This window comes from Segatella copri DSM 18205 (assembly GCF_025151535.1).
Lineage (GTDB): Bacteria > Bacteroidota > Bacteroidia > Bacteroidales > Bacteroidaceae > Prevotella > Prevotella copri.
The window spans coordinates 2,217,920-2,242,676 of record NZ_CP102288.1; the positions used below are offsets into that span (position 1 = coordinate 2,217,920).

Genomic DNA, 24,757 nt, shown 5'->3' on the forward strand with positions numbered 1-24,757 from the left:
AACAAAAAATACTCTCTTATATCCCTATTTTATTTTGTCATGACCCAAGTATCTTTGAATCCGCCACCCTGTGATGAGTTGACTACAAAAGAGTTCGGATTGCGCGAGAAACGGGTCAGTCCGCTCTTCCATACCTTGGTTTCCTTACCGCTCACCACAAAGGCACGAAGGTCTGCCTTGCGCCAAACCAGTTTGCCATCTTCCAGAATCTCCAGATCCTTGAAATCGATTACTTCCTGTGCTATCCATCTTCTTGGATATTTGATAATGAGCTGCTTCAATTCCTCCAGTTTCTCTGGCGACAGATTCGAGCCGAATACCACACCATAGCCTCCAGCCTCGCTCACATCCTTGATTACCAGACGGTCGATGTGCTTCAGCACATAATCGTAATCTTCCTTGAAATAAGGCAGATAGGTTGGTGCATTGTGCAGGATAGGCTCTTCGTCCAGGTAATACTTACCTCAGTTCGGGATAACGAGCTCTATCTAAAGGCTTTATAATGTTTTTATATAAGGGACACAGAGGCTTGGCAACCATCTATATATCTTGGATGGTTGCTGAGACAAAATCCTCCTGTAAAATATGCAATGTTAGAAAAGACTAAGCTGTTTCGTATCTTCGATAACGTATCCAGTAAGTGCCTTGGGCTTGTTGTCAAAGAAACAGTATGCCCCTAATGCAGAAATAATATTTATGATGAAATTCGCAACAGACCTGTGACGTGAATGTACTATCTGAGCCGTATTTTTCAACAGGTCATTAATCGTTTCAATGATGTATCTTTTGCGTAGCATCATCTTGTCATAGAACGGCATTAGTTTGTTCTTCATGTTCACTCTCAGTCCTGTTACCAACTGGATGCCTTCCTCAAAAAGCGAATCGAAAAGTTTTTGCGAGATATAGCCTTTATCTGCAAACAGCTTACCATACAGACGTTTAGCCAACACATCGAATACCGCTGGATCTTTGTCGCTAACGTTTGCACCAGTGAGAACAAAAGCAATTATCTCACCTCTATCATTACAAGCCAGATGTAGCTTGAACCCATGACACCATCCCATTGTTCCCTTTCCGTCTGTGGCAATGCCTTTGAACACTTTGTTGGCATAACGCCTGAGATTGTGGCATATTGGTATCATGGTTGAATCAACAAAGGTTATACCTGTACATCTGCCAAAAGCACGGAGATTCAGGAAGAACATGAGAGGGAAGAATACGCGACTTTCAAGTTCTACAAAACGGTTATAAGACACCGCATTTGGAAAATATGACTTCAAAGTTCCTCTAATAAAGAATAGGTAATAATGCTTGAAGTTTCGGAACGAGCCGAAATGGAAATACAGCAAAATCGTCATGATTTCACTATCAGATAAAGAGGCTTTACGTCGTCTGCGCTTTACTCCATCTTCACTCAAAAGCAATTTTCCTGCATTTTCAGCATCAAAAACTTTGTAAAATTCATCAATAATACAAAATAATTCTGTAACTTTGTCCTTGGTAATCTCCATAATGATATCTTTTTATGTTTGTAACTAATTGGATTTCAACTACAAAGATACAAAAAATATCGGAGATTACCAACTTTTTTAGGCACTATTTCTTATCCCGAACTGAGGTAATACTTCACCATTTTCGGCACGAAATAATAGATACCCTTATCATCTGCCACACCATTTCCGATGGCATTGATCAGCGCTACGTTGCCTGCCTTGTATGCCTGCATCACGTTCGGGATGCCCAGAAGCGAAGAAGCCTCGAACATCATCGGGTCCATATATTCATCGCTCACACGGCGATAGATACAGCCCACACGGATTTTCTCCTTATACATACCGCCATAATACACCTTGTCATCCTCCACAAAGAGGTCACCCGGATAAGCCAGGGTAGCTCCCGTCTTCTCGGCAAGATAAGAGTGTTCGAAGAAGGCGGAGTTGTAGCGGCCCGGCGTAAGAATCACGGCGATACCACGGTCTTCGTTCATATCATCCATCATGTCGCGCAGCAAGTCAGCATAATCTCTGTTGTCTGCCACGGCATTGTCGGCGAAAGTAGAAGGCGAAACCTTTCTGGTTATCTTTCGGGCAATCATCGGATAACTGGCTCCCGACGGGATTCGCAGGTTATCTTCCAGCACATACCAGTTGTCATCCTTACCTTCTACCAAGTCTATACCGGCAATATGCGCATATACTTTTCCGGTAGGACTTATTCCTTCACATTGAGGCATATAGCCTTTAGAGGAATAAACGAATTCCTCGGGCACGATGCCATCCTTGATAATTTTCTTGTCGTGATAGATATCCCACAAAAACATATTGAGGGCCTTCACGCGCTGCTGTAGACCAGCCTCTAAGTAATCCCAATCTTTCTTGGGAATGATTCGTGGCACAGAATCGAATGGAAAGAGCTGCTCCTTGAACGTCCCCTTCTTATAAACACCAAATCGAACACCAAATCTTTCCATCCATTTGTTTACGGTGTCTCTACTGTCTGTCAATCCTTTAATATTTACCTTCATACCTCTTTTGCAATTTGGAACATTTATACCTTGTTTTACATATCACTTTGATAAGTTTTCAACTGCAAAAGTACGCATTTTATCGCAAACGCAAAATATTTTCGCACAATAATTTATTATAATCAGCAATATAATTGCATTATGATTACAAACAATAAACAATAATACACTTTTCGAAAGCAAATACACACCAAAAGCTACCAAATTGTCATTTTGTTTTAATTTTACCAATCAGTTCTTCGAAATCCTCCTTTTGCATAGCACCCATCTGCACAGATGGTTTGCCTTTCACGGGGATGAAGAGGAAGGTAGGGATGCTGCTGATACCGAAAACAGAAGCAAGTTCGGACTCCTGGTCGATATCCACCTTATAGAAATCTATCTTGCCGGCATATTTCTCGGCGAGAGATTCCACTACGGGAGCCATCATCTTGCAAGGACCACACCAGGTGGTATAGAAATCGATGACGGCAGGACGGGAACCGGCAAAGACCCACTCATCCGGATGAGCCTCGTAATCCATAATCTTTTTTCTGAAATCAGATGTGGTGAGATATTGCACCTTGGCAGTTTCATTCTTCTCAGTTTTTCCTACAGTCGGTTGAGGAGAAACAGCAGGTGCTTTCCTGTTCTGAGAACAAGAAACAAGAAATGGTAGAAATAAAACAACTGCCATGATGCCGATGGTTAAAATCACGGCTTGCTTAATACCAGAATTGATGTTCATAATTAGTCCTCCATTATTAAGTTGCTAAAATTGAGTTTCCATTCTATCTCAGATTGAGTTGCAATTTGAGTTTTCAAAGATACAATAAAAATATAGAAAAACGACACTTTATAATGATAAAATATGCTAAAACAGCCCATATCAACCCATAAACACCATTTTTTCTGCCCAAAAGCTTGCATATATTACCGAAAAAAACTACCTTTGCCAAAAAACAATAAAATGGATTACAACATGATTGGGACCGCATGGTCGTTACTGCCTCCTATCGTCGCCATTGCTCTGGCGCTGAAGACGAAAGAGGTCTATTCTTCTCTTTTTATCGGTATCATACTGGGTGCCGTTCAATATTGCATTTCGATGGGAACAGGTTTCGACGGATTCCTCGTTCACCTGACAAACCACACTGTAGGTGAAGGCGATGATGCCAAGACATACGGTTTGATACATTGCCTTTCCGACCCATGGAACGTGGGCATTCTAGTATTCCTGGTGGTATTAGGCTGCATCGTTTCACTGATGAACAAGGCGGGTGGTTCGGCTGCTTTCGGCCGTTGGGCTTCCAAACACGTACACTCGAAGATTGGGGTACAGATTGCCACCATTCTGCTCGGCATTCTGATATTCATCGATGATTACTTCAACTGCCTTACGGTGGGTTCGGTGATGCGTCCTATCGCAGTGCGCAACGGTGTTACCAAGGAGAAGCTGGCTTATCTCATCGATTCTACAGCCGCTCCGGTCTGCATCATCTCCCCTATCTCGAGTTGGGCAGCTGCGGTATCGGGCTTCGTATCAGGAGGTGAGAACGGACTGGCACTTTTCTGCAAGGCGATACCTTTTAATTTCTACGCATTCTTTACCATCCTCTTTATGTTTGGCATCGTGATACTGGGCTTCGACTTCAAGGCGATGAGCAAATATGATGCAAGACTGAAGGAATGGTACGAACGAACCAATGGCGGGAAACTCGATGAAGTGAGCGATACCAAACTGCAGATTGTTGAGCATGGTGTGGGAGCCATACAGAAAGAGGATTCCAAGAACAAGGGAACCGTGAGCGACCTGGTGATACCAATCATCATGCTGATTATCTTCTGCATGGCGGGTATGGTATATTCGGGCGGATTCTTCGATGCCAATAATGCCAACTATCTCAACTTTGTAGATTCCTTTGCTGCGAGCAATGCCTCTGTGGGCTTGGTAATCGGTTCATTGGCTGCTCTGATTCTTACCATCATGATGTTTACCATTCGCAAGACCTTGCCTTTCGATGAGGCGATGAGTAGTCTCATCAAGGGTTTTGAGGCGATGGTACCAGCCATTCTGATTCTTACCCTGGCATGGACCCTGAAGAGCATGACCGACTCGCTGGGTGCGGCAGAATATGTATCTAGCGTAGTGGCAAGCAGCGCTTCTGAACTCCAGATGCTCCTGCCAGCCATCATCTTCCTAGTTGCTGCCTTCCTGGCATTTGCAACGGGTACCTCCTGGGGAACCTTCGGTATTCTGATTCCTATCTGCATCGCCGTATTCCCAGGAGCCGACCCATTGCGCATCATCTCTATCTCGGCATGTATGGCTGGTGCGGTATGCGGCGACCATATCTCTCCTATCAGCGATACCACCATCATGGCGAGTGCAGGAGCGGAATGCAAGCATGTACATCATGTATCATCACAGTTGCCATACGCCCTGACTGTAGCCTGTGTGAGTTTCTTCACCTTCGTTGTGGCGGGATTCACTCATACGCTGGGGATGGCAACGAGTGCCATCATCTCGTGGATATTCGGTGTTGCCATGCTCGGTTTTGCTTTATTTTATCTAAATAAACGCCAAAAAGGTAAATAGTTCTTAATTTATTTGTATATTTGAAATATTTTCAATATCTTTGCATAAGAAAAGCTGCACTCGGCAATTTGAAAGCAAGCTTTCATTGCGCTCGTTTGCATTTTCTTTGCATAAGAATTTAATAAAGAACATATAAACATTATAAAAAGTAGACATTATGAAAGAATTAAAAGGTACAAAGACTGAGAAGAACCTCCTGGAGGCTTTCGCTGGTGAGTCACAGGCTCGTAACAAATATACCTATTTTGCAAGCAAGGCAAAGAAAGACGGTTTTGTACAGATAGCTAATATCTTTGAGGAGACAGCTGCTAACGAGAAGGAGCACGCTAAGTTGTGGTTCAAGTATCTGGAGGGCGGTGCTATCCAGGATACAGAGAAGAACCTGGAAGCTGCTGCCAATGGTGAGCACGACGAGTGGACAGAAATGTATCCACGCATGGCAAAGGAGGCTCACGAAGAAGGTTTCGAGGAGATTGCAGCTAAGTTTGAGATGGTTGCTGAAATCGAGAAGCACCACGAGGAGCGTTATCGCAAGCTCTTGAAGAACGTACAGGACAAGCTCGTCTTCTCTCGTGACGGCGACTGCATCTGGCAGTGCTCTAACTGCGGACATATCGTAGTAGGCAAGCAGGCTCCTGAGGTTTGCCCAGTCTGCAACCACCCACAGAGCTACTTCCAGATTGAAGCACAGAATTACTAATTCTTGCTTGAGACGAAATATCTAACAGAACATATATAAATAAGAAAGGGTGTGTCATGGCCTTATGACACACCCTCTTTTTTATGATTTAGCTTGAACCATTTCCAACATGATTTCTATCAACCTTGGAACACCATACTGTTCTACCTCGTCCTCTTTCACCCAGATATAATCATCAGGGAGCAGGGGGCGGGTTTCTGTTTCCTGCAGATAGAAGTCGGCAAGGAGGATGCGATGGGTAAGTACATGCTTCACATCCTTAGCCAGGAGAAGAGGATTATGGACAAAGGCAGGCAGTTGCGGAGCATCTGATGCGTTATATGGTTCCCACAATCCTTGCCAGATATCACCCTCGCCGCGACGGTGGATAGCCACTTCGCCTTTACACCTTATATATATATAGGAGAGATGGCGCGTTTTCACCTTCAGTGTCTTGTTCTTCACCGGCAACTCCTCTACCCTTCCAGTCCTCAACGCCTCACAGGTTTCGGCAAGCGGACAGACAAGACATTTTGGAGATTGAGGAGTGCACTGGATAGCTCCGAAATCCATCATACCCTGGTTATAGGCAGCAACAGGCGATAATGCTGTATCAGAAAGTTGCTGAGCAGACGAAGCAGGCAAGAGTGATTGAGCCAATGCAGCAAACTCTTTTTTACCCTGCGTTGAATTGATAGGAGTATCTATTCCGAAGTAACGTGAAAGAACCCGGTACACATTGCCATCTACTACTGCCGCCGGAATATCAAAGGCAAAAGAACCGATGGCTGCCGCAGTATAATCACCCACCCCTTTCAGGGCTTTGATACCTTCAAGCGTATCAGGGAAATGACCGAGCTCCACAATCTGTCTGGCAGCAGCATGAAGGTTGCGGGCTCGCGAGTAATACCCCAATCCCTGCCAGAGTTTCAAGACATCATCTTCGCTGGCAGCAGCCAAGTCTTCAACCTTGGGATAGGTCTTCATGAACCGCTCCCAATATTCCCATCCCTGTGCGATGCGGGTTTGCTGAAGGATGATTTCGCTCAGCCAGATGGCATAAGGGTCCGTGGTTTCGCGCCAAGGCAAATCCCTACCATTCTCACGAAACCAATGGATAATGACAGCCGAAAAACTATTCATAAAATTCAATGTTCAAATCTCAATGTTCAAAGTAATTACTGTTCCGGATATTGCTCGTAAATCTTCAGACCGAATTCATTCGCCAAGGCATAGGCATGCTCCATGATATCGGCGAGAATGTGCTCATAATTCACCCATACCTTATCCTTGATGAAGAAATAGAACTCGATAGGGAGACCGCATTGCGTGGCTTCCATGTGGCGCACCATCAATGTGAGATCGGTATTGACCTCCGGACGCTGGCGCAGATACTTCTCCATGAATTTACGGTAAAGTTGGAGATTGGTAGGAGCAAGGGCTGCAGGATTCTTTAAATCCTCAATATCCTTCCCTTCTTGTATATCTTTATCTATCGCCTTCTGCAACGACTCCTTCAACTTAAACGAATCTTCGGTGGCGAAATGCCTAGCAAGCAGATTACGTTTTAATGTCTCATCCACCAGACGGACACTACGGAAATCGAAGTAAACCACGCGCTTCACTCTTCGTCCACCACTCTTCTGCATACCAATCCAGTTCTGGAACGAACCATTCACCAGGTTAATAGGCGAAATGGTAACGATGGTGTTATCAAAGTTGCGCACCTTTACGGTCGTGAGTGATATATCCTCAACGATACCATTGGCATCCACCGACTTCACCGTAATCCAGTCGCCCTTATGCAACATATCATTGCTGGTAAGACGCACACCAGCCACCAATCCCGAGATGGTATCCTTGAAGACCAGCATCAGGACAGCCGAGGTAGCACCCAAACCGGCAAAGAGGGTCATCGGGTTCTTGTCCAACAGGATGGCAACCACCACCACAGCAGCCACGAAGAGCATCAATATCCTGAGAACACCGCAGAAAGTATGGAAATACTGCTGAGTCGACGAGCGTCGTTCCTGAGAATCCTCCAATCCTTTGAAAGACCCGATGAAGACCAGAGCCGTACGCACCGACATCACCACGATATAGATGCCCGTAGCCCGCTCCAATATCTCCTTGAATATCGGATACTCCAGATAAATCAGCGGCATGAGCGACCATATCACCACCGCCGGCACAATATGGCAAGCCGAGGTGAGCACCTTCTTGTTCAGCAGCACATCATCCCAAGTGATGTCCGTCTTATCAGTAATCTTACTGATGAGCGGAACCAGTATCTTGCGACACAGGAAATCGCTCAACATCGCCAAGAGGATGGCAGTAATGGTGAGCAAGATATGGCGCAGCATGGGCACAAAATCACCGGTGACTCCTGCCCATGTTATCATTTCATCTACAAAATTACGAATTTCCTCCATAAAACTATTAACTATCAACTATAAACTATCAACTAAAAACTATCAACTAACGCTCACGGTTGGCAGAGCAAAGTACATACTTTATCTGCAAAGTGTCTGGCATTATTGCCATGCATGATACCATTGTTGATGATGGCGAAACAGAGTTCATGACCATTGGCTGCGGTACAGTAACCCGCCAATGAGATGATGCCCGTCAGCGTACCCGTCTTTGCTTTCACATTGCCATGCACAAAACTGTTCTTCATACGCTTCTTCAATGTACCATCTACCCCACCGATAGGCAGCGAATGCTTCAGATGGTCCATGATGTTGCCGTTGAAATAAGCATAACGCAGCAGTTTCACCACCAGTTCGGCACTGAGATAATTATAGAGCGAAAGTCCCGAGCCGTCAGCCAGTTTATATCTTGCCGGATCGAGTCCTATCTTACGGATAAGCTGTTTTTCCACATTTCGGGCACTCTTGGCACTCGCCCATTTATTGCCCGTAGAAGCCGCAATCTGATAATACATGCTCTCGGCATAGAGATTATCACTCTCCTTCATCATCTTGTGCAGAATCTGATCCATCGTATGGAATCGGGTACAGACCGTAAAGGCACTCGTAGGACAAACCTTCTCTGAAGCCCCAAAGCAGGAATATTCGATGCCCTCCTCACGGAGCTTGGCAAGAAACTTATCCATAAAGATGTCCTTACGCTGGAACACCAGTGGCGAAAGCACCGGATTGTCATCATCCCAGCACCAGCCTTCACCCAACAGGTCGGCATCCTTCAAAGAGCGGTCGGCATAGATGCTGCCACGGATGGTGTCAACACCCATATCCTTCAGACTATTGACAAATGCCGACATATCATCACTGTTGAAACGGGGATCCATACCGCCTATACAATAGACATCACCCGTCAACACCCCATTCTCAATGGTACCGGTATATTTCAGAGTGGTTTTAAACTGATAAGAACCGCCCAACTTATCGAGCGCCGTAATGGCAGTCAGGAGCTTCATAGTACTTGCCGGACGCATCAGCTGTCGTTCATTTCTCTGATAGATACAAGAGTCAGCAGACAGGTCCCAGACCATTAGTCCTACCTGTGATGTCTCGAACATCTTGCTCTCAAGGAGTTTATCAATACCCACCCTCACCGATTCTGGCCAAAGCAATTTCTGCGTCAGCGTATCCGCAGCCAGGGAGTCAACGAGTGTCGAGTCGGAAACATCCTCCTCATCAACCGTTTCTATTCTCTCATCTTCAATCACATTCTGGGCCTGCACCGGTACAGAGATCCATACCATCATCAGACCCAACATCATATATATTATCTTTTTCATCACAATCAGTTCACCTGAACTTAAAAGAAATTATTTATTTTTGATTCTCTCCATAAATGCCTCTTCATTATCCGGCTGAACGGTTACAATATTATTATGTCCGTATTCGATGACCACGCAATGGTCTAATCCGAAGAAAGTCTTGGCGATGTGTACATCAATGACATCACATAGCGGCACATTTCTGTTGGAAGAGAACCTGCCCTCATTGATGATGAGATATTCCATCTCCTCATCCAGGTCTATCGGTTTTACCATCTTGAAGGTATAGGTTGTATTCAGTATGCGCTCTATCATGCCCACGATGATGATAGCCACAAAGATGCCGATGATAGCCAGTTTGACCCAGAAAAAGTAGAGAGCCAGGATTGCAAACACCGCCACACCGATACGTGCCGTCAGCGTAAAGCGCTTATGAAAAGTTCTATCTGCCATAACTTTGATTTATTACCTTATATTATTGTCGTTTTTACGACCTTTTGATAGTCTAAAAGACTATATAACCTTAAATTTCGCTGCAAAATTACAAAAAATCCCTCTCTTATTACTCATTTTAAAGATTAATTATTACTTTTGCAACGAATTAAGAATTAATTCTGAGAGAATGGGGCTGTTTTATAGATAAAAACACCCGTTCTTAAAATTGAAATTAGATAAGAATAAACTCAATGGTTTATAAGTATGATTTTCTGATTATCGGCTCAGGAGTTGCCGGTATGAGTTACGCCCTGAAAGTAGCCAGAGCGCATAAAGGTAAGGTGTGTATGATTTGCAAAACCTCGCTCGACGAGGCTAACACGTCATTCGCACAAGGTGGTGTGGCGTCAGTTACCAACTTGGAAGTGGATAACTTCGACAAGCACATACAGGATACAATGATTGCTGGTGATTATATCAGCGATTATAAAGCAGTGAAGCAGGTTGTCACCATGGCACCGGATCAGATCAAGGAGCTCGTGCAGTGGGGCGTCAACTTCGATAAGCAGCAGGACGGCAAGTTCGACCTCCACCGTGAGGGCGGTCACAGCGAGTTCCGCATCCTTCATCATGCCGATGATACGGGTGCAGAAATCCAGCGCGGTCTGATGGAGGCTGTGCGCAACTGTCCGGATATCGATATCAAGGAAAATCATTTCGCCGTGGAGATTATCACTCAGCACCACTTGGGTGCCCGTGTTACCCGCCGCACTCCTTATATCAACTGTTACGGTGCATACGTATTGAATCCTGACACCCAGAAGGTGGATACCTATCTGAGTAAGGTTACCGTGATGTGTACCGGTGGATGCGGTGCTGTTTATCAGACTACCACCAACCCTGTGATTGCCACTGGCGATGGTGAGGCGATGGTATACCGTGCCAAGGGAACTGTAGCCGACATGGAGTTTGTCCAGTTCCACCCAACCGCTCTTTATCATCCGGGCGAAACCCATCCTGCCTTTCTCATCACCGAGGCTATGCGTGGTTATGGCGGCATCTTGCGTCTGCCTAACGGCGAAAGTTTCATGGAGAAATATGATAAGCGATTGAGTCTGGCTCCTCGTGACATCGTGGCTCGTGCCATCGATAAGGAGATGAAGATTCACGGATTGGATCATGTCTGTCTCGATGTAACCCATAAGAATCCAGAGGAGACCAAGCGTCACTTCCCTAATATCTACGCCAAGTGTCTGAGTATCGGCATCGACATCACCAAGGAGTATATCCCTGTTCGTCCTGCCGCTCACTATATGTGTGGTGGTATCAAGGTTGATTTGAACGGCTGTTCAAGCATCAACCGTCTCTATGCCCTGGGCGAGTGTTCATGCACCGGTCTGCATGGCGGTAACCGTCTTGCCAGCAACTCGCTCATCGAGGCTGTGGTATATGCCGAGACAGCTGCCAAGCACAGTCTGGAGCATGTAGATGAATATGATTTCAACGAGAAGGTTCCAGCATGGAATGATGAAGGTACTTTGACCAACGAAGAGAAGGTATTGATTACACAGAGCGTGAAAGAGGTTGGCGAATGCATGAGCAACTATGTAGGCATCGTGCGCAGCGATCTCCGTCTGAAGCGAGCATGGGACCGTCTCGACCTTCTCTACGAAGAGACCGAGAATCTCTTCAAGCGTGTAAAGGTAAGCAAGGAGCTCTGCGAGCTCCGCAACATGATCAACGTGGGTTATCTCATCACCCGCATGGCGATAGAACGCAAGGAGAGCCGTGGTCTTCACTATACCATCGACTACCCTGTTCATGCTTACGACAAGAAGTAATCAAGAATTATCAGAATATTAAAAAGCTCGGATGCATCACAAGCATCCGAGCTTTTTTTATTTTCAAGAATTTGAGAATTAGAGAATTTTTCTTTCTACCTATTGGTTCTGGTGAATTTTCTTTTTATCTCGTCAGCGAGAACTTGATGCTCAGGCCGAAATCCTGTGTGGTGGTAGGATAACTGCTGCTCGACAGGAGCGGTGTGTTGGTCTGACGGTCATAATAGAAACTCATGGTAAGGAGTTTGCTGAAGGTATAATCGGCAGAGAAACTCAGTTTCAGAGCATTGTTGCCGCTGCTGGCACTGCTTACCATTGAGGCTATATCACGAACGATGGCTGCCTGCTTACGGAAACTGAAGTCAAGACGTAGATTCAGATCATGGTTGGTACCATTCTGAACCGTCTTGGTGGTCGACGCATTCTTATTGGCTGCATTCTTGTTGCCGCCCTTCGACTTGGAACGGGAGGCTTTGGCGCCCCAACCGAAAACATCGAAGTTGTTGATGCGGTAACCCATGCCGATTACCCAGTCCTTACTCAATGCCTCGTTCAGCTGCACACTCGTCATACTGAGGTTCAATACACGGGTCTGGCGATATTCTGCCTTCACCGTCATATTATTGTTGAATGTGACATCCATACCCAATAATGGCGAGAACGACTCGTTGATACTTACCTGCGAAATGTTGAACATGCTGCTTGGCGACGGATTGCCCGTAGCGGCATCACTCACGAAGCCGAGACCGTTCATATACTCCTGGAAGGTGCTGTAACTATTGTAGCTGCCAACTGCAAAGACGCTTTTGTAAGAGTGGTTGATGTTGATACTCTTGAAGTGCTCGTTGAACCAAGGCAGACGTCCCAGTCCACTATAACGGATAGTCCAGTTTGGCAACATCCGGCTCAATGCCGGGAATACCGAGAGCGAATTGCCACCCATCGAGGTATAAGCCTTGAGGAAGGCAGGAATCATGACATCGCTGCTATACTGGTTAACCGGTGTGCGGGAAGCATCAAACTTGCCGCCAGCCAGAGCCGAACCAGCCGGATAAACAGTTCCGGCATACTGCGCCTCTACCCTATCTCTGAAACCAGCCAGCGAGTTGACAAACTTCTCGAAGGTCTTGCTGCGATACCCCGAATTGGCATTGCCCATTCCCTCGAAAGCCGAACCCAGCGAGATGGTAGTCATCTGGAAGGCTCCACTTTGGGTAGTTGGCGTTCCTTCATACATATACTGTATGCTCTTCTGCGTGGTCTTGGTGCGTGTGGCAGAGAGATCAATCTTGAAATCCTTGACAGGCTCCAAGGTGGCACGCAACGTAAGATTATCCGTTCTGCTGGTAGTAGCAGGTGTTGCGATACTGTCGTTGCAGAGCAGCCAGTCGTTGTTTCTAGCCTTCTCGATATAATCGTCGCCAACCATACCGAAGGCGAAGTCAAGACCCGGTGCCATCTGTCCCACCTTCTTCTGTCCGAAGGCATCACCCACACTAGGCAAGAAGCCCGGCAGGGTGAGCTGATAGCTGCTGCGATAGTTGATGCTCACATTGCGCACCATCATTGCCAGACGACTAGCCAACTGCAATCCCTTATACCATTTCTTATCATCAAGCGGTTCCTTAGCCAGTACGGAAAGTTTCACCTTCATGGCAGTATCTACCTTTGAGATGATTCTGATCTGGTTATTATCCACCTTTTTATATTTAAGCGGGAACACTTTGCCGTCTTCCGTCTTGGCATTCACAATCAGTCGCTTGGTATTCTTGCCGTGGCGTATCTTGAATGTGGTATCAGGCAGGAGGGTGATTTCCCGTTCGAAGGCACGCTTGTTCTTAGGCAGCGCCTTCTTCGGATCAGCCGCCTGTTCCTTTGCTTCCTGCTTCTTTTTCTTTTTTTCCTGCTTCTTGCGCTGCATCTGTGCCCTACTCTGGGTACGGTCAAACTTATCGTTTACCTTCTTCAGGAAAGGCACATGGTTGTAGAGTTTCACCAGGTTGAAGTTACCGTTCAATGTCAGCTCGCGCTGGGTATTGATGGTATTTCCATACGAGTTGCCCTCCTCATCCTCTGTACCGCGCTCCCAAGAATAGTTGGCATTGTAAGAGGCATCGCTGTTCACCCAGTCGAAGACAGGCAGCAGATTGAGAGGCACCTTGTAAGATGCCTGGAAATTCTGACTATAGTCGAGCGGTGCACCCCAGTGGCGGATGCTGGTCCATACGGAGTCCTTCCAGGCATGATACTGGTCGGCATAAAGATCCTTGTTGACCGGTGTATATGGTTCCTCAATCTGTGCATGGGTAGCACTCTGGAAGTTCATGTGCAGGTTCTTGGTCAGATCCCAGTTGATGGAGAACTCACGGTTCCAGAGGAACTGTTCACTGAAAGTGAGCGGCAACTTGGCGTCTACTCCGGCAGCTCCACTCATCAGGGTTTCCATATCGCGCTCCTGCAACTCGTAGTAGTCGCGCGTCATCTCGGTATTGAAGGCTATGTTCTGCGGCAGCCAGTTCAGTCCAAAACGTTTCAGAATGTCGAGCCACTTACTCTTGTTCTTCAGTCCCTTGAATGGTTCCCAAGCCTTATAAACCGGGCTCCACGAATAATCCAGGGCTCCGCGCCAGTTGTCCTTGCGCTCATACACCGTCGTTTCACCCGTAGTATACTGATGCTGATGACTGTAGGTGAATGAGAAGTTGGCTGGATCGTATGGCATCGGATGACGCTTGGTAGCGATACCCACCCGGGCATTCGAGATGGAGAAGTTGGTCTGCGTAATCTTGGTGGCAGCGATGTTCTCGATAGAATCGCGCTCATGCTTGGATCCGGCGGCATCGAGGGCATCCTTCAATTCCATATCGGTATCCAGCGGATTATACTTAGGAGTGGTCTTCTCCTTGGTAATACTATAATATAAAGGTATGCTCACCTTCGCCTTGTCAGGGAAGAACTTACCCATTTCGAGCGATGTGGTCACACTGTAGGTACCGTAATTATCGGTAGTGCGACTTGCCACGCCATCTTCCAGACCGCCGAATCCCTCGCTGATGTATCTGCCGGTGGCATTCACGCTACCCCAATCGGAGAGCTGTACGTTGAGGTTGGCATTGGCAGCCCAACCGCCCGAATTATTATGTTCCTTGAGTCGGAGTTCGTTTATCCATACCTCACCGCTCTTGATATCGGCAGAATTGTTTCTCACACCCAGCATCATGGTCTTCACCTCGCCGAGACTCGGATTACCCACGATGGTAATCTTGTTCTGCGGATGTTCTGCATCCATCATGGAATAAGGAGCGAGATAAGAAGCCACACCCTGTGCCTTCGCCTTGTTGCGGTTTTTCTTCAATGCCGTAAAGACACTCAGCGGCACATCGAGCATATTCTCCTCAGGCCATACCGCCTTACAGTCGGCAAGCACATAGCGGTTATAGTTGGAGCGTGGCTCGGTGAGCTTCAGTGGGATTTCATACTCGTAGTAATTATTCTTGTAATCACTACCCAGACGGATGAAGACTGAGAGATCACCATCCTGCAGACGGGTGGTATTCTGTTCCAAAGCATTGGCATGGGCAAACATCTGGATGCGCTTGTACAGGCGCAGATCAAGGGTAGAATTCTTATAAACCGCCTTCGCCTCGCCTGTGCTCATGTTCTTGACCACCAGACTCAACGCCTGCTCGTTCGCCTCAACCAACTGAGGCTGACTAGGATCCTGTTCGCGCCTGATACCCGGAGGCAAGACATAGTTGACCGGTGTCTTCTCGCCGTTCTCCTCCAGACTCACACTGCTTGCGTCAAGGGTTCCGCCACTGGCTGCACTAAGCGGCTGGTCATAAGTACGCCACTTGCCCATCACGAGGTCGAAGGTACCGAAACGCAGCACGATAGGTTTCTTGAAACCGGTGAGGAACATACGCATGAAGCGGATGCTGGAGAAATCGTTGATGTTGCCCTGACGGCTCTCAAACTCATCGATAGGTATGCGGAACTGATACCAGGTAACGGTAGACTTGGTATTATCACGCCAGGTCTGGCTGTATTCACGCTTATCTACAATATGATTGTTACCCACCACGAGATCTTCCGGACGGATGCTGACACGGTACTGGAAGTATTTCTCATATTCGTTGAGGGTATAATCCTGGTTGATATCCTCGACATCCGGCGTTGACTTATAAGAAGTATCATAGCCCTCAGAACGGCTGTCGCTGTCAGGCGAATTGCCCTGAGGATTGTTGATATACTTATATCGCTGCAAGATAGGAGCACGCATCTCATCCCAGTCGGAACCGCGGAAATAGTGGTAGTCATCACGTGCCGGATCGGCAAAGATGCTGTCGAACACCGCCTGGTTCACCTTGCCCTGAATCTGGTCGAGATAAGCACTCTTGTAGAATTCCTGCTCCTCGGCATCAGTCAGTCCGTTGAAACCCACATCCTGCAAGGCTCTGCTGCCACTGGTGGTAGCAAAGGCATAGGTCACGGTGCTCTGGGTAGGAATCTTACCCCACTGGGTATAGGTGTAGCTCTTGCTGCCATCTACCGGCATGCCACTCTCATAGAATTTCTTGCCATCACGCAGGATATCCTCGCTCACCTCGCCCAGGTTGATGTAGAAATCGCCACCGTAATCGGCAGCATCAGCCTCTTCGCGAGAATAGATGAACGGATCGAGCATCCAGAACTCGATGTATTCGATGTTTGCCTGCTCGAAATCGTTGGTATCCAGCTTACGCATCATTCCGCCCCAGTTGCGCTGCGGATTCTGCAGGGTTCCGTCAGCCTGCAAATCTGTTACATTGAAGTTGTATGGTCCCGGCTCGCTTGGATAGTAAGCCAGATTGAGTACATTCAGGGTATTGGTAGCGCCCTGATAACTGCTCTGGTCGCGCAATGGGAAGAGCTCCTTGGTATAGACCTCGCGAACATAATGGTTACTCAACTGCTTGAGGTCGCCCTTGATATGACCCGGAGTGAGCGAACTTCCACGGCGGGTGAACAGCGGATCGATGGTATACCAGGCTAGGCGCGAGCGGTGGAAACCGCTGCTCAGACCGGTCTTATCGCTGTAATCGTCCTTGAAATTGAGCGAAGGTACACTGGATATAAACCAGGAGGTAGGAGTCGTTACATCGATGGTAGTCTTCGTACCCTCGAAGTCATCGATATAAGATGCATTGTCCTGTGTGCCGCCTGCCTCACCGGCAATGAGCTGGGCAAATTCTCCTGTAAAGGATATCTGCGATGGCTGGGTAAGATGCAGGAATGGTATCTTGTCAAGCACATTGGTGAGCCACTGACTCTCCTTGCGCCAGTTGAGATTGATGCCCCAAAGGGTGTTCTTCAGCGGTTCGGAGCCCATGGATACCTTGGTAGTAAGCGCCTGTTCGGAGAGGTGCTGGATAGTACCGCTCAACTGGAAGTTCTTGGTAAAATCATACTCCCAGTTCAGTCCGAACATCGTTTTTCGGGTTTGTCCGAAATCGGTATTACTCTCCAGAGAAACGTTGACAGCCGTACCAGCATCGATGATGCTCTGGTTCAGGATGGTCACCTCACCGGCACTGTAATCTACCGAATAGTCGGTGCCCTCTTTCAGGGTGATACCGCCTGCCGTAACGACCACCGAGCCCTGTGGCACATTGTAGGCATCGAGCGAGATGACATTGGCTGCTGAGCCCTTGAACTGTCCCACAATCTGATACTTGTTCTTTTCGGCTATCTGCTTGGCTACGGTCTTCGTACTGTCATAGAGTTCGGTAAAGGCATACTTTTCAGCCTTGTCGGCAGCCACGCCCCGCTTGACCAGATAATCACGCATATAACTGCCGAAAGGCTCTACCTTCGGAATGAACACGCGTCCGTTAGAGATGGTATAGCCTTCTACATAATCGAAATATCCATTGCTGTGTGCCTTGTTGTTGTTATCCAGACGGTCGGCGCCCAGCACACGGATGATAGGCTGCTCCTTCACCTGCTGCTCAGGGATATAACTGAGATATACGCCGGTGGTATCGCTCTGGTATTTCACATCCAGGCGGAACTTCTCCTTCTCTACGGTAGAAGCCAGATAATAAACGTTCTTCATCATCAACCCCCAGTTGCCCTGTCGCGGATTGCTGCTGGTATTCTTGAGCGATTTCACGAAGAGTGCCTGCTTGGTATCGCTGAGATCGGATGCAAACTCGCCCACCTGATAGGTTACGCCTCCCGATGTATACTCATAGGCTACGGCAAGTACCTGGTCGGTCTGCAGACTGGTTTTCAATGAGATATAACCCAAGGCGGTATTGACTGTATACTCAGAAGAATTAAGCAGACGGGCACTCTCCAGTTTCTCATAATCGGCTCCGCCAACCAGTCCGCCTCCATCGAGAGTAGTTGCAGCCTGGTCGATGTCACGGGCAGCAGCATACTGCCCTGTCATCGCAGCATACTCTGTATTCGCCTGGTTAGAAGGCACCTGTCCGCTCGCCGCCCACATCGGGTTGCTCAGTTTCTGGTTCTCGCCCAGGTCGGTCAGGGCTACGATGTTTCGGGTATTGGTGGTATTGCCGGTTTTGTTGGTAACCCACACCTCCACGCGGTTGATGGTGATGCCCGTGGTGAGATTAGGAAGTTTCTGCATCCAGGCATCATAATGATTTCTGAAATACTGGGAGAGGAAGAAGTGGCGGTTCTCCTCATAATCGGCTACATTCAACTCGAAAGGAGTAAGCTGCACACCGCCCCTGGTAGATACGCTCTTCGATGCACTCTTTTTCTGCGAAGCTACCATCTGCAGCTTGAGTTTGCCAAACTGCATATCGGTTCTAACACCAAACAGACTGCTGGCGCCTTTGATGAGCGAAGAGTTGGAAGGGAAAGAGACGTTGCCCGCCTCAACGAGTTTGATGATTTCATCTTCCTTGCCGTCGTACTTCAGTTTCATGTTCTGTGCATCGAAATCGAAGGTGGCATCGGTGTTGTAATTCAGGTTCATGTTCACCTTATCGCCCACCTTTCCGTTGACGTTGAGATTGATTTTCTCATCAAAATCCATCATCGTCGTCTTTCGGTTGCGGATAGGCAACGAAGGATTGTCGATGCTCTTCTTGTTGATACCGAATTTGAGTTCGGCAGAACCCTGTGTCTTCACTCTGATGCCACCAGGACCGAAGATTTTCTCTGCAGGTCCCAAGTCGAAGTGCATATCTGAGAAATCGAACTTCTCCTTGCCTTTTGCCTGGAAGATTTCATCGTTCTGCTTGCGGAAGTAGCTGTTGCGCTGCTGCTGTTCAGTCCATGCAAGATACTCTTTCGGAGTGAGCATGAGAGGAGCCGAAAGCCAGGTTGAGCCCATGCGGTTGCCGATGATATAGCGGTCGATGGTATCGTTGTAGACTACCTGATATTGCAGATTATCAGGACGTTTCAGGTCGAGCGGACTCTGATAGAGGTCGCTCAGGGAGTAAGGTTGGGTGCGCTGAATCTGCCAGCGGGTATGCAGCAGCGAATCGGGAATGGTATCTTCATCGAGCTGCACGGGCTGGGCTGTGCTGGTATGGGTTTTCTTTTTATCGTCCTGAAGTTGAGGCAAAGCTATCGCATAGCCGAAGGTTGCCACCATCAGCCAAGCCAATAGAAAAGATATGAATCTTTGCTTCTGTTTCATCGATAAAAAACTCCTAACTTATTTGATTTGCTTCAATGCCAGTTTCACAACCTGTTCTACCGGGAGATCAGGCTGTGCCTTGAGGATATCTACTACTACCTTGGCTGATGGTGCTGGCGAGAAGCCGAGCATAGTGAGGGCGCTTACCGCCTCATCCTTTACGTCATTGTTCACCATCACCACATTGCCTCCGCTGGCTGGCAGTTCGTCAGCAATGCCAAGGCTCACGATTTTATCTTTCAGGTCGATGATGATTCGCTGTGCCGTCTTCAGTCCGATACCCTTCACGGTTTTCAGCATCTTGTCGTTACCAGTAGAGATGATTTCGCAGAGTTCGCGTGGCGAGAGTGAAGAGAGAATCATGCGGGCTGTATTTCCGCCTACTCCTGAAACGGTGATGAGGAGGCGGTAGAGTTCACGTTCCTGTTTGGTAGCAAAGCCGAAAAGGGTGAAAGAGTCATCTCTTCCACCAGTCACCAGCACTTCGTGAACATAGAGTTTCACTTCCTGTTTGCCCTGAATGGCAGTATATGTATTGAGCGATATATTGAGTCCGTAGCCCACCCCCGCAGTCTCAACAACAGCCAGCGCAGGTGTCAGCTCTGTCAGATCACCATGAATATATTCTATCATTTTCTTTTTCTCCTAATTAAATTAATATTTTAATAACGTGCGAAGGGCGGGATTATTGTAATAGAGTTCCATAAAATTACGTCCCGACGTAGCATGTCATACGTCCCGACGCAGAGCCAGAGACGTCGGGACGCAGCAAAAGCTACGTCAGGACATAATTCAAAGCACATCGGGAGGTATCGGAAAGGGGATGTATGATGTTTCGCAACAAAATAACGAAACTGTAAGGCTCTTGCTGCAGATACCTTACAAATCTCCGCTTATTCATACCTAAAAACTATGATTTTACTACTTTTTGCAACTTTTATGAGTTAAAATTCTATTAAAACGTCACGTATTTCAAGAAAAAGCTATACTTTTGCAACCGGAAATAGAATAAAGAGCGGAAAACATATCCGTTGGATGACTAAACCGCAAGAAATAAAAGAAATTAAAACAACAAAATAAAAGAAATAAGACAATGAAGAAATTTAGAGCAGCCGTAGTAGGATACGGCAACATCGGTAAGTTTACTGTTGAGGCACTCGAAGCAGCTCCTGACTTTGAGATTGCAGGTATTGTACGTCGCCAGGGTGCCAAGGACAAACCAGCTGAGTTGGCAAACTATGAAGTAGTAGATGACATCACCAAGTTGAAGGATGTAGATGTTGCTATCCTCGCAACCCCTACCCGCTCTTGCCCTGAGTATGCAGAGAAGATCGTTGCCCTCGGTATCAACACCGTAGACAGCTTCGATATCCACACCAGCATCCTCGACTACCGTACTAAGCAGATGGAGAACTGCAAGAAGGCTGGCAAGGTAAGCGTTATCTCTGCTGGTTGGGATCCAGGTTCTGATTCTATCGTACGTGTTCTGATGGAGAGCCTTGCTCCTAAGGGCTTGACATACACCAACTTCGGTCCTGGTATGAGTATGGGTCACTCAGTTTGTGTTCGTGGCAAGAAGGGCGTAAAGGAAGCGCTCTCTGTAACTATCCCATTGGGTGAGGGTATCCACCGCCGTATGGTTTATGTAGAGTTGGAAGAAGGTGCCAAGCTTGAGGATGTAACAGCCGAAATCAAGGCCGATCCATACTTCGCTCATGATGAGACCCACGTATTTGCCGTAGCATCAGTAGATGATGTAAAGGATATGGGTCATGGTGTGAACCTCGTTCGCAAGGGTGTATCAGGCAAGACCCAGAACCAGCGTTTCGAGTTCAACATGAGCATCAACAACCCAGCCCTCACCGCTCAGGTATTAGTTAACGTGGCTCGTGCTTCATTCCGTCTGCAGCCAGGTTGCTACACCATGCCAGAGATTCCAGTTATCGATATGTTGCCAGGAACCCGTGAGGAAATCGTTGCAACACTCGTATAATTGGGAGTGAAGAAAGAAGAGTGAAGAGTGAAGAATTCACTTGCATCACAATAATAAAACGGCTCGCAAGAAGTTTCGATTTCTTGCGAGCCGTTTCCATTTATTTCTTTCGAGTTTACTCATTCTCGTCTGTTGACCAGACAATGATTTACAAGGAATTTTGTTTACATATACAACTATACGAACACCCCATAATTACACCTATCCGCGATTAAGATTTCTCGATTTTTACACATATCCGCGATTAATATTTTCCGTTTTTTACACCTATCCGCGATTATCGGACAGTACAACTATACACATATCCGCGATTATCTCCAAGAAAAAGCCAGTTTTTTAATATCTTTTAATTTTAAGAATAAGATGATAGCGATACGCAAGATCATAATATTGGGAATAGTATAAACATCATGCTTTAAGTCCATTGTAGCTTTGTTTTATAATCCATTGCAAGCATGTGCATTAGCTACAGAAGCCGTATCTATCGGCCTGAAGAAGTAGATCTATCCAATAGTCGGCAGCCGCCAGCAAGGTTGCTGGCATATGGCAGCAACATTGTCGGCATATGGCAGCAAGGTTGCTGGCAGCTGCCGGCAACCATACGAAACTATATTTAAAAGGTAAACAATATAGGTTTCTAAGACTATTTAAATAACTTATCAAAAGCTATATTATTTATGCGTCATGATATCAAGCACCATATCATCGGTAGCTCTCATCGCATCGGCACCGATGCTCGTGAGGTTGTGGATGCACTTATCCACATCATCATCTACGATACCCTCGGCAGAGGTGACACACTTGCCTTCCATAGAAAGGAGGGCGGAAAGAAGAGCAGTGCTGACACCTGATGAAATCTTCAGGGCACAACTTGGTTTCGCTCCGTCACAAATCATACCGGTGAGATTGGCTATCATATTCTTGACAGAATTGCAGATGCGGGTATAATCGCCACCCATCAGATAGGTAATGCCGCAACTGCTGCCAGTACTGGCTACCACACAACCGCAAAGAGCTGAAAGCTTGCCTAAGCTCTGCTTGATATAGATGGCAGTCAGATGACTGAGCATCAGGGCACGGATTATTTCCTCCTCGGTATTCTCGTTCTCTAGCGCATAAACCACCACAGGGTTCGTTGCACAGATGCCCTGGTTGCCGCTGCCACTGTTACTCATCACCGGAATCATGGCGCCACCCATACGGGCATCGCAGGCTGAAGCGGTGCTGGAGATGATATGCGAGAAAATATTATCACCGAAGATACCATGACTCAACGGACGGTCCATCGTCTTGCCCAGACAGTGCCCATAGTTGCCTTTGATACTCAACTCGGCAGCCTTCATATTATAGTCCCTGGTCTTGAGAATGAAAGAAATCTCATCGAGCGGAGCTGTTGTTGCAAACTCGTAAACCATCGGGAAATTGAGCTGGATATCATCATCAGCCTCATCGCCCACAGTACCGCCACGCTTATCGAGCACCACCTCGCCATTACGCTCAACATACACAAAATGGGTATGTGAACCGGAGATAATTGCCGTAGCCTGGTCTTCACCGGCATGACAGATGATTTCGATATAGAGTTTATCTACATCCCCCTGCTTCAGTTTGATGTTGATATCCGCATCCTTGATATATTGTTTGCCCTGCTCCAGACTGTCGGGAGTGAGGTCTTTCAACACTTCCAGCTGATATTCAGGTTTTCCGATGAGCGCACCCAGCGATACGGCGATAGGCAAACCGATCATACCCGTGCCAGGAATGCCGACACCCATCGCATTCTTGAGCATATTAGGACTCAGAAGAACTTCGATACGTTCAGGGCGCTTGCCCAATGTAGTAGCAGCCTTGGCTGTACATAGTGCCACAGCCATCGGTTCGGTACAGCCGATGGCAGGAACCACCTCTTTATTAACGAGCGCAATGATGCGCTCACGCTTACTTTTCTCTAACATAATCTATATAGCTTTTATATAAATAACGTTCTTACCATTATTTCGGGTACAAAAATACAAAAAATAAACCGTATTTCACGATATTATCGAAAAAATACGGTTTATCTTTATATAAATGGAGCACTTTAGCCAAACTTTTCGTCTAAATATCTTATTTCGAGAATAGTTCAGCCAACTTTGCAGCCAATTCCGTACCACGGACATTCTCAGCAATACACTTACCTGTAGTACCATCTACCAGGAAGATGGCAGGAATGAACTTTACCTTATAAGAATCAGCTATACCGGCACGGTCAAGTCCGTTAGGCCAAGAAAGTTTCTCCTCAGCAAGCGCTTTCTTCCAAGCAGTTTCATTCTTATCGATAGAAACACTTACTATTTCCAGTCCCTTTCCTTTATACAGTTCATAAAGTTTTTTGAGGTTAGGAATTTCCTTGCGGCAAGGTCCACACCATGAAGCCCAGAAATCAACCAGATAATACTTCTTTCCCTTTACACAAGAAGCCATGCTCACCTTAGAACCATCAACTTGCTGGAGTTCGAACTGAGGCAAAGTCTCACCTGCAAGTCCCTGTGGATTAATCTGCTCGTTGAGCAACTTTCCATAGAAGCTATTCTTAGCAGTTTCTGAGAACGAATTCCATTCCTTGGAGTTTTCCTTGGTGAAATAGTTCAAGGTACAAAGCATGGCGAAAGGTCCCCACCAGGAATCCTTGTTGTCTGAATACAACTTTCCATAAGAAGACTCCACCGTATCAAAGAAATTCTTCTGTTCGGTAGCCATCTCTTTTCCCTCGTCACTATCTTCCAAAGCTTTCATCTTAGCTTTATCCTTTGCCTGGTAAGCCTTGCTCTGTTCTGCAATCAATTTTTTATGCTTATCTTTTATATCCTTATACATCTTATCAAGCATATCCCTCACTGATCCGATTTTTGTCTGATATTCTTCGTTCATAGCACTGCCGGAAATCTTGACATTGCTGGCATTAAAACCAGTGTTCCCCCCATCATTGATGGGTTTGGCATCGAGAGACACCTGCACTTTTTCGCCACCTTTGGTCATCAGACTAAAAGTGAAAACACCATTTCTTGGACCGACACCGATAAAACGAGCCTCTGTAACAGGGATGGTTAAAGTAAGTTTTCCACCCTTTACCACACCTTTAGCGAGAGGTTTCTCGTTGCGATGAGTAGCAGCCAGGACAGCTTCCATTTCCGTACCATCAGGCACACCATTCAAGATTGCATCAATGATACACTCGTCTGCATTCTGAGCATGAGCACTCATCACAGAGATGAGCGCCAATGCCAATGAGAAAATTGTTTTTTTAAACATCATAT

At 46.8% G+C, this 24,757-nt stretch carries 16 protein-coding genes; 4 read left to right on the forward strand and 12 right to left on the reverse strand.

The window, feature by feature from the left end; translation table 11 throughout:
* Nucleotides 1–29: 29 nt before the first annotated feature.
* The 4 genes from NQ544_RS09470 to trxA form a co-directional block, all read right to left on the reverse strand.
* Nucleotides 30–452, reverse strand: a complete 423-nt coding sequence (locus NQ544_RS09470; protein ID WP_228023715.1) for a circularly permuted type 2 ATP-grasp protein — start codon at nt 450–452, stop codon at nt 30–32.
* Between the two features lie 141 nt (nt 453–593).
* Complete coding sequence (locus NQ544_RS09475) at nt 594–1,511, reverse strand: IS982 family transposase (RefSeq protein ID WP_006848425.1); 918 nt, start codon at nt 1,509–1,511, stop codon at nt 594–596.
* A gap of 92 nt (nt 1,512–1,603) precedes the next feature.
* The gene (locus NQ544_RS09480) at nt 1,604–2,524 is read right to left on the reverse strand and encodes a circularly permuted type 2 ATP-grasp protein (protein WP_228023676.1); all 921 of its coding nucleotides are present in this window, start codon (nt 2,522–2,524) and stop codon (nt 1,604–1,606) included.
* Between the two features lie 208 nt (nt 2,525–2,732).
* Nucleotides 2,733–3,251, reverse strand: coding sequence for a thioredoxin (gene trxA, locus NQ544_RS09485; RefSeq protein WP_006849362.1), 519 nt, complete (start codon nt 3,249–3,251; stop codon nt 2,733–2,735).
* Nucleotides 3,252–3,473: 222 nt separating this feature from the next.
* On the opposite strand from trxA, the gene NQ544_RS09490 reads away from it, so the two are divergent.
* Both NQ544_RS09490 and rbr read left to right on the forward strand, forming a co-directional pair.
* Nucleotides 3,474–5,102: a Na+/H+ antiporter NhaC family protein gene (locus NQ544_RS09490; protein WP_006849364.1), complete on the forward strand. Its 1,629-nt coding sequence runs from the start codon at nt 3,474–3,476 to the stop codon at nt 5,100–5,102.
* 157 nt (nt 5,103–5,259) lie between these two features.
* Nucleotides 5,260–5,802 carry a rubrerythrin gene (gene rbr, locus NQ544_RS09495; RefSeq protein WP_006849366.1) on the forward strand — a complete coding sequence of 181 codons (543 nt, stop codon included), beginning with the start codon at nt 5,260–5,262 and terminating at the stop codon, nt 5,800–5,802.
* 81 nt (nt 5,803–5,883) lie between these two features.
* On the opposite strand, the gene mutY is transcribed toward rbr, so the two are convergent.
* The 4 genes from mutY to NQ544_RS09515 are packed head-to-tail and all read right to left on the reverse strand — an operon-like array spanning nt 5,884 to nt 9,982.
* Nucleotides 5,884–6,924 (reverse strand): A/G-specific adenine glycosylase, encoded by a 1,041-nt coding sequence (gene mutY, locus NQ544_RS09500; RefSeq protein WP_006849367.1) that lies wholly within the window; start codon nt 6,922–6,924, stop codon nt 5,884–5,886.
* Nucleotides 6,925–6,959: 35 nt separating this feature from the next.
* Nucleotides 6,960–8,213 (reverse strand): mechanosensitive ion channel family protein, encoded by a 1,254-nt coding sequence (locus NQ544_RS09505; protein ID WP_006849368.1) that lies wholly within the window; start codon nt 8,211–8,213, stop codon nt 6,960–6,962.
* A 53-nt stretch (nt 8,214–8,266) separates the two neighbouring features.
* Nucleotides 8,267–9,547 (reverse strand): D-alanyl-D-alanine carboxypeptidase/D-alanyl-D-alanine endopeptidase, encoded by a 1,281-nt coding sequence (gene dacB / locus NQ544_RS09510; RefSeq protein WP_006849369.1) that lies wholly within the window; start codon nt 9,545–9,547, stop codon nt 8,267–8,269.
* 30 nt (nt 9,548–9,577) lie between these two features.
* Nucleotides 9,578–9,982, reverse strand: a complete 405-nt coding sequence (locus tag NQ544_RS09515) for a hypothetical protein (protein ID WP_006849370.1) — start codon at nt 9,980–9,982, stop codon at nt 9,578–9,580.
* Nucleotides 9,983–10,215: 233 nt separating this feature from the next.
* Here NQ544_RS09515 and nadB point away from each other — a divergent pair, with 233 nt between their 5' ends.
* Nucleotides 10,216–11,805, forward strand: a complete 1,590-nt coding sequence (gene nadB, locus NQ544_RS09520) for an L-aspartate oxidase (RefSeq protein ID WP_006849371.1) — start codon at nt 10,216–10,218, stop codon at nt 11,803–11,805.
* 124 nt (nt 11,806–11,929) lie between these two features.
* On the opposite strand, the gene sov is transcribed toward nadB, so the two are convergent.
* Both sov and ruvA read right to left on the reverse strand, forming a co-directional pair.
* A complete protein-coding gene (gene sov, locus NQ544_RS09525) occupies nt 11,930–19,468 on the reverse strand; it encodes a T9SS outer membrane translocon Sov/SprA (RefSeq protein ID WP_006849372.1) in 7,539 nt (2,512 codons plus the stop codon).
* A gap of 18 nt (nt 19,469–19,486) precedes the next feature.
* The gene (gene ruvA / locus NQ544_RS09530) at nt 19,487–20,101 is read right to left on the reverse strand and encodes a Holliday junction branch migration protein RuvA (protein ID WP_006849373.1); all 615 of its coding nucleotides are present in this window, start codon (nt 20,099–20,101) and stop codon (nt 19,487–19,489) included.
* A 460-nt stretch (nt 20,102–20,561) separates the two neighbouring features.
* Between ruvA and NQ544_RS09535 the strand changes: the two genes are divergently transcribed.
* Nucleotides 20,562–21,461: a diaminopimelate dehydrogenase gene (locus NQ544_RS09535; RefSeq protein WP_006849374.1), complete on the forward strand. Its 900-nt coding sequence runs from the start codon at nt 20,562–20,564 to the stop codon at nt 21,459–21,461.
* A 671-nt stretch (nt 21,462–22,132) separates the two neighbouring features.
* On the opposite strand, the gene NQ544_RS09540 is transcribed toward NQ544_RS09535, so the two are convergent.
* Nucleotides 22,133–23,416, reverse strand: coding sequence for an L-cysteine desulfidase family protein (locus NQ544_RS09540; RefSeq protein ID WP_006849375.1), 1,284 nt, complete (start codon nt 23,414–23,416; stop codon nt 22,133–22,135).
* Between the two features lie 151 nt (nt 23,417–23,567).
* Nucleotides 23,568–24,755 (reverse strand): TlpA family protein disulfide reductase, encoded by a 1,188-nt coding sequence (locus NQ544_RS09545; protein ID WP_050758669.1) that lies wholly within the window; start codon nt 24,753–24,755, stop codon nt 23,568–23,570.
* Nucleotides 24,756–24,757: the final 2 nt, after the last annotated feature.

Bases quoted from the DNA above. Each gene is read 5' to 3' on its own strand.
- NQ544_RS09545 (WP_050758669.1), bottom strand. From the start codon at position 24,755: ATGATGTTTAAAAAAACAATTTTCTCATTGGCATTGGCGCTCATCTCT.
- NQ544_RS09475 (WP_006848425.1), bottom strand. From the start codon at position 1,511: ATGGAGATTACCAAGGACAAAGTTACAGAATTATTTTGTATTATTGAT.
- mutY (WP_006849367.1), bottom strand. From the start codon at position 6,924: ATGAATAGTTTTTCGGCTGTCATTATCCATTGGTTTCGTGAGAATGGT.
- NQ544_RS09515 (WP_006849370.1), bottom strand. From the start codon at position 9,982: ATGGCAGATAGAACTTTTCATAAGCGCTTTACGCTGACGGCACGTATC.
- NQ544_RS09540 (WP_006849375.1), bottom strand. From the start codon at position 23,416: ATGTTAGAGAAAAGTAAGCGTGAGCGCATCATTGCGCTCGTTAATAAA.
- NQ544_RS09490 (WP_006849364.1), top strand. From the start codon at position 3,474: ATGGATTACAACATGATTGGGACCGCATGGTCGTTACTGCCTCCTATC.
- trxA (WP_006849362.1), bottom strand. From the start codon at position 3,251: ATGAACATCAATTCTGGTATTAAGCAAGCCGTGATTTTAACCATCGGC.
- dacB (WP_006849369.1), bottom strand. From the start codon at position 9,547: ATGAAAAAGATAATATATATGATGTTGGGTCTGATGATGGTATGGATC.
- rbr (WP_006849366.1), top strand. From the start codon at position 5,260: ATGAAAGAATTAAAAGGTACAAAGACTGAGAAGAACCTCCTGGAGGCT.
- NQ544_RS09480 (WP_228023676.1), bottom strand. From the start codon at position 2,524: ATGAAGGTAAATATTAAAGGATTGACAGACAGTAGAGACACCGTAAAC.
- nadB (WP_006849371.1), top strand. From the start codon at position 10,216: ATGGTTTATAAGTATGATTTTCTGATTATCGGCTCAGGAGTTGCCGGT.
- NQ544_RS09535 (WP_006849374.1), top strand. From the start codon at position 20,562: ATGAAGAAATTTAGAGCAGCCGTAGTAGGATACGGCAACATCGGTAAG.
- sov (WP_006849372.1), bottom strand. From the start codon at position 19,468: ATGAAACAGAAGCAAAGATTCATATCTTTTCTATTGGCTTGGCTGATG.
- ruvA (WP_006849373.1), bottom strand. From the start codon at position 20,101: ATGATAGAATATATTCATGGTGATCTGACAGAGCTGACACCTGCGCTG.
- NQ544_RS09505 (WP_006849368.1), bottom strand. From the start codon at position 8,213: ATGGAGGAAATTCGTAATTTTGTAGATGAAATGATAACATGGGCAGGA.